At 58.4% G+C, this 15,606-nt stretch carries 13 protein-coding genes; 11 read left to right on the top strand and 2 right to left on the bottom strand.

Going from position 1 to position 15,606, the window contains the following annotated elements; translation table 11 throughout:
* The first annotated feature begins 30 nt into the window (after nt 1-30).
* The 9 genes from btuC to selO all read left to right on the top strand — a co-directional run bounded on the left by btuC (nt 31) and on the right by selO (nt 9,175).
* A complete protein-coding gene (gene btuC, locus AFK66_RS10950) occupies nt 31-1,032 on the top strand; it encodes a vitamin B12 ABC transporter permease BtuC (protein WP_032968130.1) in 1,002 nt (333 codons plus the stop codon).
* Between the two features lie 29 nt (nt 1,033-1,061).
* Nucleotides 1,062-1,613, top strand: a complete 552-nt coding sequence (locus tag AFK66_RS10945; protein ID WP_004387815.1) for a glutathione peroxidase — start codon at nt 1,062-1,064, stop codon at nt 1,611-1,613.
* Nucleotides 1,613-2,359, top strand: a complete 747-nt coding sequence (gene btuD, locus AFK66_RS10940) for a vitamin B12 ABC transporter ATP-binding protein BtuD (RefSeq protein ID WP_007783690.1) — start codon at nt 1,613-1,615, stop codon at nt 2,357-2,359. The genes AFK66_RS10945 and btuD overlap by 1 nt, the downstream gene beginning before the upstream one ends.
* A gap of 77 nt (nt 2,360-2,436) precedes the next feature.
* Nucleotides 2,437-2,901 (top strand): NlpC/P60 family protein, encoded by a 465-nt coding sequence (locus AFK66_RS10935; RefSeq protein WP_007783693.1) that lies wholly within the window; start codon nt 2,437-2,439, stop codon nt 2,899-2,901.
* 189 nt (nt 2,902-3,090) lie between these two features.
* Nucleotides 3,091-4,428 carry a PTS sugar transporter subunit IIC gene (locus AFK66_RS10930; protein ID WP_007783696.1) on the top strand — a complete coding sequence of 446 codons (1,338 nt, stop codon included), beginning with the start codon at nt 3,091-3,093 and terminating at the stop codon, nt 4,426-4,428.
* On the top strand, nt 4,425-5,741 hold the full coding sequence (locus tag AFK66_RS10925; protein WP_023898903.1) for a 6-phospho-beta-glucosidase: 1,317 nt from the start codon (nt 4,425-4,427) through the stop codon (nt 5,739-5,741). Before AFK66_RS10930 ends, AFK66_RS10925 begins: the two co-directional genes overlap by 4 nt.
* A gap of 63 nt (nt 5,742-5,804) precedes the next feature.
* Nucleotides 5,805-6,794, top strand: a complete 990-nt coding sequence (locus tag AFK66_RS10920) for a LacI family DNA-binding transcriptional regulator (protein WP_023898902.1) — start codon at nt 5,805-5,807, stop codon at nt 6,792-6,794.
* Between the two features lie 151 nt (nt 6,795-6,945).
* Nucleotides 6,946-7,665, top strand: a complete 720-nt coding sequence (locus AFK66_RS10915) for an EAL domain-containing protein (RefSeq protein WP_007783705.1) — start codon at nt 6,946-6,948, stop codon at nt 7,663-7,665.
* A gap of 61 nt (nt 7,666-7,726) precedes the next feature.
* Nucleotides 7,727-9,175, top strand: a complete 1,449-nt coding sequence (gene selO / locus AFK66_RS10910) for a protein adenylyltransferase SelO (protein ID WP_023898901.1) — start codon at nt 7,727-7,729, stop codon at nt 9,173-9,175.
* A 72-nt stretch (nt 9,176-9,247) separates the two neighbouring features.
* On the opposite strand, the gene AFK66_RS10905 is transcribed toward selO, so the two are convergent.
* Nucleotides 9,248-10,294 (bottom strand): 3-deoxy-7-phosphoheptulonate synthase, encoded by a 1,047-nt coding sequence (locus AFK66_RS10905; protein ID WP_032968131.1) that lies wholly within the window; start codon nt 10,292-10,294, stop codon nt 9,248-9,250.
* Nucleotides 10,295-10,448: 154 nt separating this feature from the next.
* Complete coding sequence (gene ppsR / locus AFK66_RS10900) at nt 10,449-11,282, bottom strand: posphoenolpyruvate synthetase regulatory kinase/phosphorylase PpsR (protein WP_007783713.1); 834 nt, start codon at nt 11,280-11,282, stop codon at nt 10,449-10,451.
* A gap of 332 nt (nt 11,283-11,614) precedes the next feature.
* Between ppsR and ppsA the strand changes: the two genes are divergently transcribed.
* Both ppsA and AFK66_RS10890 read left to right on the top strand, forming a co-directional pair.
* Nucleotides 11,615-13,993 (top strand): phosphoenolpyruvate synthase, encoded by a 2,379-nt coding sequence (gene ppsA, locus AFK66_RS10895; RefSeq protein ID WP_023898899.1) that lies wholly within the window; start codon nt 11,615-11,617, stop codon nt 13,991-13,993.
* A 222-nt stretch (nt 13,994-14,215) separates the two neighbouring features.
* A complete protein-coding gene (locus AFK66_RS10890; RefSeq protein WP_007783719.1) occupies nt 14,216-15,604 on the top strand; it encodes an MFS transporter in 1,389 nt (462 codons plus the stop codon).
* Nucleotides 15,605-15,606: the final 2 nt, after the last annotated feature.

Genomic DNA, 15,606 nt, shown 5'->3' with positions numbered 1-15,606 from the left:
CTGCGTAAAGCGAGCCGTAAAATCAAAGGCATGAAACCTCAACTGGCCTCACTTTCCCTCTGCATCCATATCCAACGCCGCCGCGAGCGACGCGTGCTAACGGGCCTTACGCTGGCGCTGCTGCTGGCAGTCATGGTAAGCCTCTGCGCGGGCGACCTCTGGCTCTGGCCGACGGCGTGGTCCGGCGACGCAGGAAAGCTCTTCGTCTGGCAAATCAGGCTGCCGCGAACGTTCGCCGTCGTGCTGGTAGGCGCGGCGCTGTCGCTCTGCGGTGCCATGATGCAGGCGCTGTTTGAAAACCCGCTCGCAGAACCAGGCCTGCTCGGCGTCTCCAACGGCGCGGGCGTGGGGCTGGTGGCGGCGGTCATGCTGGGCGGTGGCGCGCTGCCGGGCTGGTCGCTCGGGTTATGCGCCATCGCGGGGGCGCTTATCGCGACGCTTATCCTGCTGCACTTCGCGAGGCGTCATCTTTCCACCAGTCGTTTGCTGCTGGCGGGCGTTGCGCTCGGTATCGTCTGTAGCGCGTTGATGACCTGGGCCGTCTATTTTTCCACCAGTCTCGACCTGCGCCAGCTGATGTACTGGATGATGGGCGGTTTCAGCGGCATCGACTGGCAGCAGGGCTGGCTGATGCTCGCGCTGCTTCCGCCGCTCGTCTGGGGAGGTATGCAGGCGAGGGCGCTGAACATGCTGTCTCTCGGCGAAGTTTCCGCGCACCAGCTTGGCCTGCCGGTCTGGCTGTGGCGCAACGCGCTGGTCATCCTTACCGGCTGGCTTGCAGGCGTCAGCGTGGCGCTGGCCGGCGCGATTGGTTTTGTCGGCCTTGTGGTGCCGCATATGCTGCGCCTGTGCGGGATTACCGACCACCGCGTATTGCTGCCCGCCGCGATGCTCGCGGGCGGCGGGGTATTGCTGGTGGCCGATATCATCGCGCGTCTGACGCTCGCTGCTGCAGAGTTGCCGATTGGCGTGGTCACCGCCACCCTGGGCGCGCCGGTATTTATCTGGCTATTATTAAAGGCTGGACGCTAGTTCCATCTCACTATTCTTAAGGGGAAGCTATGCAACACGACATTCTGAATACCGAAGTGACCACCATTGACGGTGAAACCATTTCGCTTGAGCAGTACAAAGGCAAAGTGCTGCTGATCGTCAACGTCGCGTCAAAGTGCGGGCTGACACCGCAGTATGAGCAGCTTGAAAATATTCACAAAGCCTGGGAGCCGTCCGGCTTTCGCGTTCTGGGTTTCCCCTGCAACCAGTTTCTGGGTCAGGAGCCGGGCAGCGAAGACGAGATCAAAACGTTCTGCAGCACCACTTACGGCGTGACGTTCCCGATGTTCAGCAAGATCGACGTCAACGGCGACAACCGCCACCCGCTGTATCAGAAGCTCATCGCCGCCGCGCCGAAAGCCGTCGCGCCGGAGCAGAGCGGTTTCTATGAGCGGATGGCGAGTAAAGGCCGCGCGCCGCTCTACCCGGACGACATCCTGTGGAATTTTGAAAAATTCCTCGTTGGCCGCGACGGTCAGGTGATCCAACGCTTCTCGCCGGATATGACGCCAGAAGATCCGATTGTAATGGAAGCCATTAAGCTGGCGCTGGCGAAATAATGACGCCACTGATGCAGCTGCGTGATGTCGCGGTAGGCACCCGGCTTGGGCCGCTTAGCGCGACGCTTGAGGCGGGCGATATCGTCCATCTTGTCGGCCCCAACGGGGCGGGCAAAAGCACGCTGCTGCATCGTATGGCGGGCCTGTCTGATGGCACAGGCGAGATCCTCTTTAACGGTAAAGCGCTTGATTCGCTGAGTGCGGCCACGCTGTCGCGCCAGCGGGCGTATCTGACGCAGCAGCAGACGCCGCCGTTCGCTATGCCGGTCTGGCATTATCTGACGCTCCACGGTGGGGCGCAGTGCGCCGCCGCGCTGGAAGAGGTGGCGCACAGTCTGATGCTTGACGACAAGCTGGCGCGCCCGGTTAACGCGCTCTCCGGCGGCGAATGGCAGCGCGTGCGCCTCGCCGGTGTTATCTTACAAACTCACCCGCGCAATCATCCGCACGGCAGGCTGCTGATTCTCGACGAGCCGATGAACAGTCTGGACGTCGCGCAGCAGGCCGCGCTCGACAGGCTTCTGGCTACGCTGTCGGCGTCAGGGATTGCGGTGGTGATGAGCAGTCACGATTTAAACCATACGCTGCGCCACGCGCATCGCGTCTGGCTGCTACGCCAGGGCAAAATGCTCGCCCAGGGCGCGCGTGATGAGGTGATGACGCCGTTGCGGCTCGGCGAGGCTTACGGCTTGCCGTTTCGCCGCTTACAGATTGACGGCCACAGCCTGCTTATCAATTCGCTCTGAGCGCGACCATCTTGCCAGCCGACGCGCTGGCGGCTACATTAGCGAAAAATCACAAGGCCAGAGGATTTGCCTGAAAAATGCGGCTATGGATCTTTCTTGTTGCGACGCTGCTGCTGGCGGGATGTAGCTCCCACCGCGCGCCGCCGCCAAACGCACGACTTTCCGACTCCATCACCGTGATCGCCGAACTCAACGACCAGCTTAACCACTGGTACGGCACGCCTTACCGCTATGGCGGCATGAGCCGCGGTGGGGTGGACTGTTCCGGTTTTGTGATGATGACCTTTCGCGATCGTTTCTCGCTGAGGCTGCCGCGTGAAACCCGCGAACAAGCGGAGATAGGTACTGAGATTGATAAAGACGATTTGCTCCCGGGCGATTTGGTCTTTTTCAAAACCGGCTCCGGGCAAAACGGCCTGCACGTTGGCATTTACGACACCGATAACCAGTTTATCCACGCCTCCACCAGCCGTGGCGTAATGCGCTCCTCACTCGATAACGTCTACTGGCGTAAAAAGTTCTGGCAGGCCCGCCGCATCTGATTCACGCCCGCCGCAGCTGCGGCGGGACACCCTGTATTTCCCGCTTCTGTTTTTTTTAAAACCATAATGAGAGCGCTCTCACAGTGGTGATTTCCCGCCTGCGTTACATTCAGACAGCATTGAGAGCGCTCTCATTTTAACGTCACGCAACGGGGGAAATCGCATGTATCACGTAACACGGGGTGCGCTATGAGTCTCTATACCGGGTTGATGGCGCTGGTGGAGCGCCATATCGCGCCGCTCGCCGGACGTATTGGCACCCAGCGACATATCATCGCTATTCGCGATGGCTTCATCTGCGCCATGCCGTTTCTCATTATTGGCAGCATCATGCTGGTCATCGCGAATCCGCCGTTTGATCAGACGACGACGTCTGCCTTTGGCAGGCTCTGGCTCGGCTTCGCCAAAGCGCACTGGAACACCATCACGATGCCGTTTTTTATGACGATGGGGCTGATGAGCGTCTTTGTTTCCATCGGAACGGCGTATAGCCTCGCGAAATCGTACCAGCTTGACGGACTGACGGCCGGGCTGCTCTCCATGACGGCTTTTCTGCTTGCCGCCGCGCCGCAGGTGGATAACAAACTGTCGCTCGATTTCCTCGGCGGGCAGGGCGTGTTTACCGCGCTGCTATGCGCCATCTGGTCGGTGGAACTGACGCGGCTGCTTAAAAAATATGGCATTACGCTGCGCCTGCCGGAGCAGGTGCCGCCCGCCATCGCGCGCTCGTTTGATCTGCTGCTGCCGATGACCGGCATTCTGCTCACCGTTTACCCGCTAAGCCTGGTCATGCAGAGCGAATTCCAGATGCTTATCCCGGCGGCGGTGATGCAGCTTTTCCAGCCGGTGATTGCTGCAGGCGACAGCCTGCCTGCGATTTTACTCTGCGTACTGCTGGCGAATCTGCTCTGGTTTGCCGGTATCCACGGCGACAATCTGGTGCAGGGGTTACTGAACCCGCTGTTTATGGCGAATATCGCCGCCAACGCGGCGCTGCTCTCCCAGGGCGCGCATACCACGCAAATCCTCACGGCCCCGTTCTGGGCATTCTATGTGTGCATCGGCGGCTCCGGCTCGACGCTGGTGCTGGCGGTGCTGTACCTGCGAAGCCGCTCGGCGCATCTGAAAACCATCGGGCGGCTTAGCGTTGTGCCGGCAGTCTTTAACATTAACGAGCCGCTGCTGTTCGGGTCGCCCGTGGTGATGAACCCGACGCTGTTTGTGCCGTTGATGCTGGTGCCGCTCGTTAATACCGTGCTGGCGTATGCTGCGCTGGAGATGGATCTGGTACAGAAAATGGTGGCGATGGCACCCTGGACCGCGCCTGCGCCGCTCGGGGCGATGATTTCCGCCGCCTGGGATATACGCGCCGCGCTGCTGGTGGTCGTTCTGCTGGCGGTGGACGGACTGCTCTGGTACCCCTTTTTTAAAGTGTATGAAAAACAGCTTATCAGCCAGGAGCGGGCGCAGGCGCAGGAAAACGATGCCGTCGCCGCTTCGGCACAGACCACAGGGAGAACGTCATGACCGAACAGACTATCAAAATCGCCATTATCGGCGGCGGCAGCAGCTATACGCCAGAGCTGGTGGAAGGGCTTATCGCCCGCAAAGCGAGCATCAGGCTGCATGAACTTGCGTTAGTGGATGTCGAGCCGGGGCGCGAGAAAGTAGAGATCATTGCGGGCCTGACGCGCCGCATGCTCGATAAAAATGGGCTGGCGCACGTGCGTGTGACCGTGCATTTCACGCCCGATGAGGCGATTCGCGGCGCCCGCTTTGTGCTGACGCAACTGCGTGTCGGCCAGCTCCCGGCGCGCGCCGCCGACGAGCGGCTTGGCCTGAAATATGGGCTGATTGGCCAGGAGACTACCGGCGTCGGTGGTTTTGCCAAAGCGCTGCGCACCATTCCGGTAATGCTGGATATCGCCCGTAAAGTAGAGGCGCTCGCGCCGGACGCCTGGATAATCAACTTCACCAATCCGGCGGCGATTGTCACCGAGGCGGTGCAGCGTCACAGCCGGGCGAAAATCATCGGGCTGTGTAATGTGCCGGTCACCATGCACCATATGATAGCCGCGATGCTTGGCGCGCCGTCGCAGGAAGTGGCGCTGCGTTTTGCGGGGTTGAATCATATGGTGTGGGTGCATCAGGTGACGGTGCGCGGCGAAGACCGCACGCAGGACGTGCTCGATAAACTGTGTAACGGGGCGACGCTCACCATGAACAACATTCAGGAAGCCCCGTGGCCTGCGCCGCTGCTGCGCGCGCTCGGCGCAATCCCGTGCCCGTACCACCGCTATTTCTACTTAAGCCGCCAGATGCTGAAAGAAGAGATTGAGGCGGCGCGCGGCCGCGGCACCCGCGCAGAGCAGGTAATGGCCGTTGAGCGTGAACTCTTCGGGCTGTATAGCGATCCGCACCTGTCGCAAAAACCGGAGCAGCTGAGCTTTCGCGGCGGCGCGTTCTATTCGCAAGTGGCGCTGGAGCTTATTGACGCTATCCATAACAACCTCGGCACCACGCTTGTGGTCAACACCGCCAACGACGGGGCTATTCACGGACTGCCGGACGACGCCGTAGTGGAAACCAACTGCGTGGTGGACGCCCAGGGCGCGCATCCGCTGGTGTTCGGCGCGCTGCCGCCCGCGATGCACGCCTTAACGGTGCAGGTAAAAACGTATGAACGGCTCACCATTCAGGCGGCGGTGGAGGGTTGCCGCGACAGCGGCCTGCTGGCGCTCGTAACCAACCCGCTGGTGGGCGACGCGGTGCTCGCTGAATCGCTGCTCGAAGAAGTGCTGACGCTGAACCGCGACTACCTGCCGCAATTCCGGGGATAAGCTCACCCGGCGCGAAAATTTCGGGTACTATCAGGTGGCCTCACAGATGAAAGGGATCGCCTGATGGTTACTCTGGAAGATGTCGCCGCCCATGCGGGCGTGTCCCGCGCCACGGTTTCACGCGTGGTCAATGGCGACAGTAAAGTCAAATCACATACCCGTGCGCGCGTCGAAGCGGCGATTCAGGCACTCGGGTACTCGCCGAATCCGGCGGCGCGCGCGCTGGCCTCCAGCCAGAGCCACACCATCGGGCTTGTCACTACCTCTTACCGCGGCGGCTTTTTCGGCGCGCTGATGGATACCGTTCAGAGCGAGGCGCAGCGCCACGGCAAACAGCTACTGGTGACGCAGGGGCGTGACAGCGCGCAGAACGAACGCGACGCAATCAGCCAGCTCTATAACCTGCGCTGCGACGGCTTGCTGCTGCACGTTCGTATGCTCGACGACGACGCGCTGCGCGAGATGGCGGCGGCGGGGCGGCGCTTTATTATTCTGGATCGCGACGTGCCGGGTCTGGAATCGCGCTGCGTCACGTTTGATCATCGCGGTGCCAGTACGCTTGCCACCCGTTATTTACTGACGCGTGGCCACACGGCGATTGCCTGCCTTCATGGCCCGCTTTCACGCGCCTCCAGCCAGTTGCGGTTGCAGGGCTTTCTCGATGCCATGGAAGCGGCAGGGCTGACGCCGGTGGCCTGTCTGGAAGCCGATTACTCGCTACAGGGCGGTTATCTGCAAATGCAGGCTTTGCTTGAGCGCACCCGACCCACCGCCATTTATTGTTGTAATGAAGAGATGGCCGTGGGCGCGATGCTGGCGATTAATGAAAAAGGTTTACGTATTCCGCAGGATATTTCCTGTATCTGTTATGACAGCGGCGAGCGCGCCGATTTTGTTCGTCCACGTCTGACCAGCGTCCACTTCCCAATTACCGAAATGGCACGTTACGGCGCGAAAAAATTACTGGAACAAGAAACTGAACAGGAAATATTCACACCCAAAATGATGGAGCGCGATTCTGTAAAGGATCTGATGGGGACTGGTGTCAAATGAAATACCAGGATAAGCTCTTTCTGTAAGGAGTAATCTGAAATTGGTGCCGAAACGGCACGATAAATACTTTAACAGAATCAACCTGGTTGCACGTGATAGTGACTTAATCCAGTATAGCGGGCTCCCATTAATAACGCGCAGGGCAGACAATATGATTGTTTCGCTCGATACACGGTATCAGTCTCATCTGCTGTTCGCCCCGATCGCCCATACTTCCGGGGGGCTGCTGGGCATGGAAGTTATTGCCCATTTCACAAGCCTGAATGCACAGGTTCGCTTTCCGACGGAATTCATTATCCCAAGAATTAATTCTGAAGAAAGATTAATGCTTTTTTACGAAAAAATAAGTTTGCTTGAAAAGTGGCGTGAAGCATTTATAAAAAATTCACTGTTTGCTGTCGTAAACATTGATCATAAGATAGCCAGTGCCATTTTATCCAGCCCGACATTACGGGCGCGACTCGCCCAATTACCGTTTCTTGAGCTGGGCATTAATGAGAATTTTCCTGAACTTAATAAAGGTAAAGAAAATAAAACGATGTTTTCGCTGTCTCGTTATTTTCCATTAATGCTGAGCAACTTTGGCGCCGGGGCTGCGACAGGGCGTGCGATTTTCGACGGTCTGTTTCGTCGCGTCGCGCTGGATAAAACGTTCGTGCAGAAACGGCGCGCGGGCGGGATGTTTGAGCCGTTTATGTACGCGATTGCCAATCAGGTCGGTCCGAGTTGCCAGACGCTGATCCTGCCGGGCGTCGATAACGAAGAGACACTCGACGAAGCGCGCCGCCTTGGGTTCAGTGGGGCACAGGGCGCACTGTGGCCCGCTATGGATGGTGAAACCCTCGTTCTGACGCTCGCCATGGCGCAATAACCTTAAACCTGCACCGTGTTTAACGCCTCCATAACGCACTACACTTAGTGCAGGAGGAGCCATGAGCCAACATCCCCGTTTTACCGCCACCTGGCGCGATGAACTGCCAGGTTTTTATACTGAATTAACCCCCACACCGCTAAATAACAGTCGTCTGTTCTTTCATAACGCGCCGCTGGCGCAGGCGCTGGAACTGCCTAAAACGCTGTTTGACTACCAGGGCCCCGCAGGCGTCTGGGGCGGCGAAACGCTGCTGCCGGGCATGGCGCCGCTGGCGCAGGTCTACAGCGGTCATCAGTTCGGCGTCTGGGCCGGCCAGCTTGGTGACGGACGCGGCATTCTGCTTGGTGAACAGCAGCTCAGCGATGGCCGCAAGCTGGACTGGCATCTGAAAGGCGCGGGCCTCACGCCCTATTCGCGGATGGGCGACGGCCGCGCGGTGCTGCGCTCCACGGTGCGAGAATTTCTCGCCTCGGAAGCGATGCACGGGCTTGGCATTCCCACCACCCGCGCGCTCAGTATTGTCACCAGCGACACGCCGGTGCGACGCGAAACCACCGAGCGCGGCGCGATGCTGATGCGCATCGCCGAAAGCCATGTGCGCTTCGGCCATTTCGAACATTTTTACTATCGCCGTGAACCGGAGCGCGTGCGTGAGCTGGCGCAGTATGTGATTGAACATCACTTCGCGCATCTGGCGCAGGAGGAGGATCGCTTCGCGCTGTGGTTTGGCGAGGTCGTCACGCGCACCGCGCAGCTGATGGCGAGCTGGCAGTGCGTCGGTTTCGCGCACGGCGTGATGAACACCGATAACATGTCGATCCTCGGGTTGACGATGGATTACGGCCCGTACGGTTTTCTCGACGACTACCAGCCGGGCTTTATCTGCAACCATACGGATTACCAGGGGCGTTACGCCTTCGACAACCAGCCGGGTGTTGGTCTCTGGAATCTGCAACGTCTGGCGCAGGCGCTCTCGCCGATTATCCCGGCCGAGCGGCTCAATGCGCTGCTGGATGACTACCAGCCCGCGCTGCTGCGTGAGTGGGGCCGTCAGATGCGCGCGAAGCTTGGCTTTACTGTCGAAAAAGAGGGCGACAACGACTATCTGCGTGAGCTGCTTACGCTGATGGCTCGCGAAGGGAGCGACTACACGCGCACCTTCCGGATGCTGAGCGAGACGGAACAGCGCTCGTCTGCATCGCCGCTGCGCGATGAGTTTATTGACCGCGCCACCTTTGATGCCTGGTTTGCCCGCTACCGCGCGCGGCTGGAAGAAGAAGGGGTAGAGGATGACGCGCGTCAGCGGCTGATGAAATCCGTCAACCCGGCGCTGGTGCTGCGCAACTGGCTGGCGCAGCGCGCCATCGAAGCCGCGGAGCGTGACGACGCGAGTGAGCTGTCGCGGCTGCTGGAGGCGCTGCGTAACCCCTTCGCCGACCGCGACGATGACTACACCCATCGCCCGCCGGACTGGGGTAAGCATCTGGAAGTGAGCTGTTCGAGCTAAACGCTTAACGCAGGCGCGTAAAAAAGGGAAACACTGGGTTTCCCTTTTTAGTATGCACGCAGAAAGCACTTTTCAGAGACGGCTTTCCACCGCCAGGGCGAGCCGTTCCAGCAGCGTTTCGCTGTCATCCCAGCCGAGGCACGGGTCGGTAATCGACTGGCCGTAGGTCAGCGGCGTGCCGGGCGTAATTTTCTGGGTGCCTTCCACAAGGAAGCTTTCCACCATTACGCCTGCGATACCGGTTGAACCCGCGCGGATCTGCTGACAGATATCATCACAGACATCAAGCTGACGGCGGTGCTGTTTCTGGCAGTTGCCGTGGCTGAAATCCACCACCAGCCGCTGCGGTAAATCAAATTCCCGCAGCGCTTCACAAGCGTCGCTAATGGCTTCGGCATGATAATTCGGCGTTTTCCCGCCGCGCATAATGATGTGCCCGTACGGGTTGCCGCTGGTCTGGTAAATCGTCATCCGGCCATGTTTATCCGGGGAGAGGAACATATGGCTGGTGCGCGCCGCGCGAATGGCATCCACCGCGATACGCGTGTTGCCGTCGGTGCCGTTTTTAAAGCCTACCGGGCACGAGAGCGCCGAGGCCATTTCGCGGTGGATCTGGCTCTCGGTGGTGCGCGCGCCGATAGCGCCCCAGCTGATGAGATCGGAAATATACTGGCCGACCACCATATCGAGAAACTCGGTGGCGGTCGGCACGCCCAGCGCGTTCACTTCGAGCAGCAGGCGACGCGCCTGTTCAATACCGTGATTGACGCGGTAGCTACCGTTGAGATCCGGGTCGGAGATCAGCCCTTTCCAGCCCACCACGGTGCGCGGCTTTTCAAAATAAGTGCGCATGACGATTTCCAGACGGGAATCGTATTTCTCCCGCAGGCGCACCAGACGGCGGGCGTAATCCACAGCCGCTTGTGGATCGTGAATCGAGCAGGGGCCGATAATCACCAGCAGACGCGGGTCATCGCCGTTAAGGATTTTTTCAATACGACGGCGGGCGTCAAGCACATGGCCTGCGACCGCCGGCGTCACGGGGTAACGTTCTGCGAGTTCAGCCGGAGTAATCAGGCTGTCGATACGCGCAGTACGGAGTTCATCGGTTTTAATCATGGGTGTCTCAGAATCTGTTGCTTCATCGGCATCAGCGCCGGAAGTGATGGGCATCACGATAAACCAATCCGCCCTGAATACAAGGCTATTAAAAGATTCACCGGGCCACGTGATGCTACCCTAACACAGACTCCCGCACCTTTGTACTAGTTTATCAGTACATGCGGCGATTAAGCCCCATGATGTCGAGGATTTTGGTGGCGATCTCTTCCACCGAATAGTTAGTACTGTTGATGTAGCGGATTTGATGTTTGCGGTAGAGCGCTTCCACTTCGGCGACTTCCATGCGGCACTGGCGCATTGAGGCGTAGCGGCTGTTCTCGCGCCGCTCTTCGCGGATGGCCGCCAGCCGCTCCGGGTTAATCGTCAGCCCAAACAGCTTATGCTGGAACGGGCGCAGCGCCGCCGGGAGATTCAGGTTGTCCATATCGTCGGCAATAAAGGGGTAGTTGGCGGCCCGGATACCGAACTGCATCGCCAGATAGAGGCTGGTGGGCGTTTTGCCGCAGCGCGAAACGCCAAGCAGGATCACCTGCGCCTGATCGAGATTGCGCATCGAAATACCGTCGTCATGGGCGAGGGTATAATCAATCGCCGCGATGCGCGCATCATATTTATTCAGATTGGCGGGGTTAAGGCCGTGGGTACGGTGAGCGACCGGCGACGGGTCGAGACGAAGCTCTTCCTGAAGCGGGGCGACCAGCGCCTGAACAATATCCTGGCAGAACCCCTGGCTTTGCAAAATAATCTCGCGCACCTCGGGCAGCACGATGGAGTAGAACACCAGCGGGCGCACGCCGGTCTGCTGGAAGATGGCGTCAATCTGCTCTTTCACCGCTCTGGCGCGGCTTTCGTTTTCAACAAACGGCAGGGTAATGCTGTTGATGCTGACCGGAAATTGCGACATCACCGCATGGCCTAATACTTCTGCGGTGATAGCGGTTCCATCAGAAATATAAAAGACCTGGCGATCGACAACATTATCCATTGTATCCGTCCTTAATTCAGGTTGAGTATCATCTTAAGCATAAAATAATGCTTATACCGGGGGCATGGCACTTCTCTCATTTTTAATATTGAAACACTGTTTTTATTCTTAGCGAATGATGCGTTCCTGTCAGCAAATATCACTGTAAATCATAGTCCAAAAGAGTAATCCAGCCTAATCAAGAAGTTACCCAATCCGGAATTTATCTGAAAATTTGAAATTTTCAATTTGCTTGAACGATTCACCGTTTTTCCCGCAGCGTTTTCTATGCCAGGCTAAAACGGCTGTCAGGTGTTTCTTAATTCCGTTCATATCATAAAAGGATTGCTTCGATGTCCAACAATGGCTCGTCATCGCTCATACTTTGGTATAACCAGCTCGGCATGAATGATGTAGACAGAGTTGGGGGCAAAAACGCCTCCCTCGGTGAAATGATTACTAACCTGTCCGGTATGGGCGTCTCTGTGCCTAACGGGTTTGCGACCACTGCCGTGGCGTTTAATCAGTTCCTCGAAAGCCGTGGCGTTAACCAGCGTATCTATGAACTGCTGGATAAAACTGATATCGACGACGTCACTGAGCTCGCGAAAGCCGGCGCGCAGATCCGCCAGTGGATTATCGACACCCCCTTCCAGCCGGAGCTGGAGCAGGCGATCCGCGAAGCCTATGAGCAGCTCTCCGCCGATGACGCCGACGCCTCCTTTGCGGTGCGCTCTTCCGCCACCGCCGAAGATATGCCGGACGCTTCCTTCGCGGGCCAGCAGGAAACCTTCCTGAACGTGCAGGGCATCGATGCGGTGATGGTGGCGGTGAAACATGTGTTCGCCTCGCTGTTTAATGACCGCGCCATCTCTTACCGCGTGCATCAGGGATACGATCACCGCGGCGTCGCGCTCTCCGCGGGCGTGCAGCGTATGGTGCGCTCCGATCTCGCGGCCTCTGGCGTGATGTTCTCCATTGATACCGAATCGGGCTTCGACCAGGTGGTGTTTATCACCGCCGCGTATGGTCTTGGCGAAATGGTGGTGCAGGGTGCGGTCAACCCTGACGAATTCTACGTGCATAAACCGGGCCTGGCAAAAGGCCGTCCGGCAATTGTGCGCCGCACCATGGGCTCGAAAAAAATCCGTATGGTGTATGCCGATACCCAGGAGCATGGCAAGCAGGTGCGCATCGAAGATGTCCCGCAGGCTGAACGCGACCGTTTCTGCATCACGCCGGAAGAAGTGCAGGAACTGGCGAAACAGGCCGTACAGATTGAGAAACACTATGGCCGCCCGATGGATATCGAGTGGGCTAAAGATGGTCACACCGGCAAGCTGTTTATTGTGCAGGCGCGTCCGGAAACCGTGCGCTCGCGCGGCCAGGTGATGGAGCGCTACACGCTGCATTCACAGGGGAAAGTGGTAGCGGAAGGCCGCGCCATTGGCCATCGCATCGGTGCGGGCACCGTGAAGGTCATTCATGACATCAGCGAGATGAACCGCATTCAGCCGGGCGATGTGCTGGTCACCGACATGACCGACCCGGACTGGGAACCGATCATGAAAAAAGCGGCGGCGATTGTCACCAACCGCGGCGGGCGTACCTGCCATGCGGCGATCATCGCTCGCGAGCTGGGCATTCCGGCGGTCGTCGGCTGCGGCGACGCCACCGAGCGCATTAAAGATGACGAAAAAGTGACGGTTTCGTGCGCCGAAGGGGATACCGGCTACGTCTATGCCGATCTTCTCGATTTCAGCGTCAAAAGCTCCAGCGTCGATACCATGCCGGATCTGCCGCTGAAAGTGATGATGAACGTCGGCAACCCGGACCGCGCGTTTGACTTCGCTTGCCTGCCGAATGAAGGCGTGGGCCTGGCGCGTCTCGAATTTATCATCAACCGCATGATCGGCGTGCACCCGCGCGCGCTGCTGGAGTTTGACCAGCAGGAGCCGGCGCTGCAAAACCAGATCCGCGAGATGATGAAAGGCTTCGACAGCCCGGTGGAGTTCTACGTGGGCCGTCTGACGGAAGGCATCGCGACGCTTGGCGCGGCATTCTGGCCGAAGCGTGTAATTGTGCGTCTGTCTGACTTTAAATCCAACGAATACGCCAACCTGGTGGGCGGCGAGCGTTACGAGCCGCATGAAGAGAACCCGATGCTCGGCTTCCGCGGCGCGGGGCGCTATGTGGCTGACAGCTTCCGCGACTGCTTCGCGCTGGAGTGTGAGGCGGTGAAACGCGTGCGCAACGAGATGGGGCTTACCAACGTGGAGATCATGATCCCGTTTGTGCGTACCGTGGATCAGGCGAAAGCGGTGGTGGATGAACTGGCGCGCCAGGGGCTGAAGCGCGGCGAGAACGGGCTGAAAGTCATTATGATGTGCGAAATTCCGTCCAACGCCCTGCTGGCCGAGCAGTTCCTTGAGCACTTCGACGGCTTCTCGATTGGCTCTAACGACATGACGCAGCTCGCGCTCGGCCTCGACCGCGACTCCGGCGTAGTCTCTGAACTGTTCGACGAGCGCAACGACGCCGTGAAAGCGCTGCTGTCGATGGCGATCCGTGCCGCGAAAAAGCAGGGCAAATATGTCGGCATCTGCGGACAGGGGCCGTCGGACCACGAAGACTTCGCCGCCTGGTTAATGGAAGAGGGGATCGATTCGCTCTCGCTTAACCCGGATACCGTGGTGCAAACCTGGCTGAGCCTGGCCGAGCTTAAGAAATAACGCTCCGGAATATATTTTCAAACCCGCCTGATGGCGGGTTTTTTATTTGCAACGGGTAATTTGCACCACATCACAAATACGGGAAAAAGCAAAAAATCATAAACTGGCTGTGGATTTCTGCAATTGTTGGGGGGCGGTGCGTTCACAATACTTAGGCCTGATATCGCACCCGTGGTTTGCGTGCGAGAAACACGCTTTCTAACGTTGATAAGGCCAATAATAATGAACCTCACCTCTGCTCTTACGACAAAAGATAAAATAGGATACGGCTTAGGCGATATGGCGAGCGCGCTGGTCTGGCAAACCGCCACGCTATTTCTCGCGTATTTCTATACCGATGTTTTCGGTCTGCCCGCCGCGATTATGGGCACCATGTTTTTACTGGTCAGGGCGGTGGACGCATTTGTCGATCCCTGCATCGGCGCGCTGGTGGACCGCACCCGCACCCGCTATGGCCGCTTTCGCCCGTGGCTGCTCTGGTTCGCCATTCCGTTTGGCGCCAGCTGCCTGATTACCTTCTATGTGCCGCAGGCGAGCGAAACCACCAAAATTGTATACGCCTGCGTCACTTACAGCCTGCTGAGCCTCGTCTATTCGGCGATTAACGTCCCGTACTGCGCGATGCCCGGCTCGCTGACCATGGACCCGCGCGAGCGCCATTCCCTGCAATCCTGGCGCTTTGGGCTGTCGTTTATCGGCGGGCTTATCGTCACCGTGATAGCGCTGCCGATGGTGGACTGGCTCGGCAGCGGTAACGCGCAGAAAGGCTATTTCTACGCGATGGGGCTGATGGGATTACTGGGCGTGGTGCTCTTTTTCTGCTGTTTTTTCATGACCCGCGAGCGCTATCTGCCGGTGAATGACGCCAGTAGTTCCATGCTTAAAGATTTAAAATTGCTGGCGGCCAACAGCCAGTGGCGCATCATATTTCTGTTCAATATTTTATTATTAACGGCGGTGGTGACGCGCGGCTCCGCCACCATGTATTACGTGAAATATGTTCTGCTGCGCCCGGATTTGGTGTTTGTATTTATTGTCTCCGGCATGGTGGCGAATCTTACCGGTGCGTTATTATCAGAGCGCCTGCTCGGGAAATATGACCGCGTGCGTTCCTACCAGTGGACGATTATTAGCTTCGTGGTTCTCGCCGCGCTGATATTCTTTATTCCCCCAACCGCCGTCTGGTTAATTTTCGCCATCAATATTGTCTTTAGCTTTATTCAGAACCTGACCACGCCGCTGCAGTGGACCATGTTTTCCGACGTGGTGGATTACGAAGAGCACCGCAGCGGGCGTCGCCTCGACGGCCTGGTCTTCTCTACCGCGCTGTTCGCCATCAAGCTGGGCCTGGCGCTCGGCGGGGCCGTGGTGGGCTGGATCCTCGGCATGGTCGATTACCTGCCAAACCAGGCGACCCAGAGCGCCAGCGTGCTGACCACCATTAACGCGCTGTTCACGCTCATCCCGTGCGCGCTCTTTTTACTGATGGCGCTGCTGCTCTGCTTCTATCAGCTCAGCAGCCGCCGCGTGGCCGCCATCGCCGCGGAGCTGGTGCAAAAACGCCAGTTGCGTGAAGACACCCCCTCTCTCAAGCCTGCTATTCAGGAGTAACC

Origin of the sequence: Cronobacter malonaticus LMG 23826, from assembly GCF_001277215.2 — a bacterium.
In the GTDB taxonomy this organism is placed as follows: domain Bacteria; phylum Pseudomonadota; class Gammaproteobacteria; order Enterobacterales; family Enterobacteriaceae; genus Cronobacter; species Cronobacter malonaticus.
Note: the sequence above shows the minus strand (reverse complement) of the source record. Positions and strands in the feature narration are given on the sequence as shown.

What these genes read in the sequence shown, in the direction of transcription:
- AFK66_RS10930 (WP_007783696.1), top strand. Translation starts at nt 3,091, where the DNA reads ATGAGTCTCTATACCGGGTTGATGGCGCTGGTGGAGCGCCATATCGCG.
- btuC (WP_032968130.1), top strand. Translation starts at nt 31, where the DNA reads ATGAAACCTCAACTGGCCTCACTTTCCCTCTGCATCCATATCCAACGC.
- AFK66_RS10905 (WP_032968131.1), bottom strand. Translation starts at nt 10,294, where the DNA reads ATGATTAAAACCGATGAACTCCGTACTGCGCGTATCGACAGCCTGATT.
- AFK66_RS10945 (WP_004387815.1), top strand. Translation starts at nt 1,062, where the DNA reads ATGCAACACGACATTCTGAATACCGAAGTGACCACCATTGACGGTGAA.
- AFK66_RS10915 (WP_007783705.1), top strand. Translation starts at nt 6,946, where the DNA reads ATGATTGTTTCGCTCGATACACGGTATCAGTCTCATCTGCTGTTCGCC.
- ppsR (WP_007783713.1), bottom strand. Translation starts at nt 11,282, where the DNA reads ATGGATAATGTTGTCGATCGCCAGGTCTTTTATATTTCTGATGGAACC.
- AFK66_RS10890 (WP_007783719.1), top strand. Translation starts at nt 14,216, where the DNA reads ATGAACCTCACCTCTGCTCTTACGACAAAAGATAAAATAGGATACGGC.
- AFK66_RS10935 (WP_007783693.1), top strand. Translation starts at nt 2,437, where the DNA reads ATGCGGCTATGGATCTTTCTTGTTGCGACGCTGCTGCTGGCGGGATGT.
- btuD (WP_007783690.1), top strand. Translation starts at nt 1,613, where the DNA reads ATGACGCCACTGATGCAGCTGCGTGATGTCGCGGTAGGCACCCGGCTT.
- AFK66_RS10920 (WP_023898902.1), top strand. Translation starts at nt 5,805, where the DNA reads ATGGTTACTCTGGAAGATGTCGCCGCCCATGCGGGCGTGTCCCGCGCC.
- ppsA (WP_023898899.1), top strand. Translation starts at nt 11,615, where the DNA reads ATGTCCAACAATGGCTCGTCATCGCTCATACTTTGGTATAACCAGCTC.
- AFK66_RS10925 (WP_023898903.1), top strand. Translation starts at nt 4,425, where the DNA reads ATGACCGAACAGACTATCAAAATCGCCATTATCGGCGGCGGCAGCAGC.
- selO (WP_023898901.1), top strand. Translation starts at nt 7,727, where the DNA reads ATGAGCCAACATCCCCGTTTTACCGCCACCTGGCGCGATGAACTGCCA.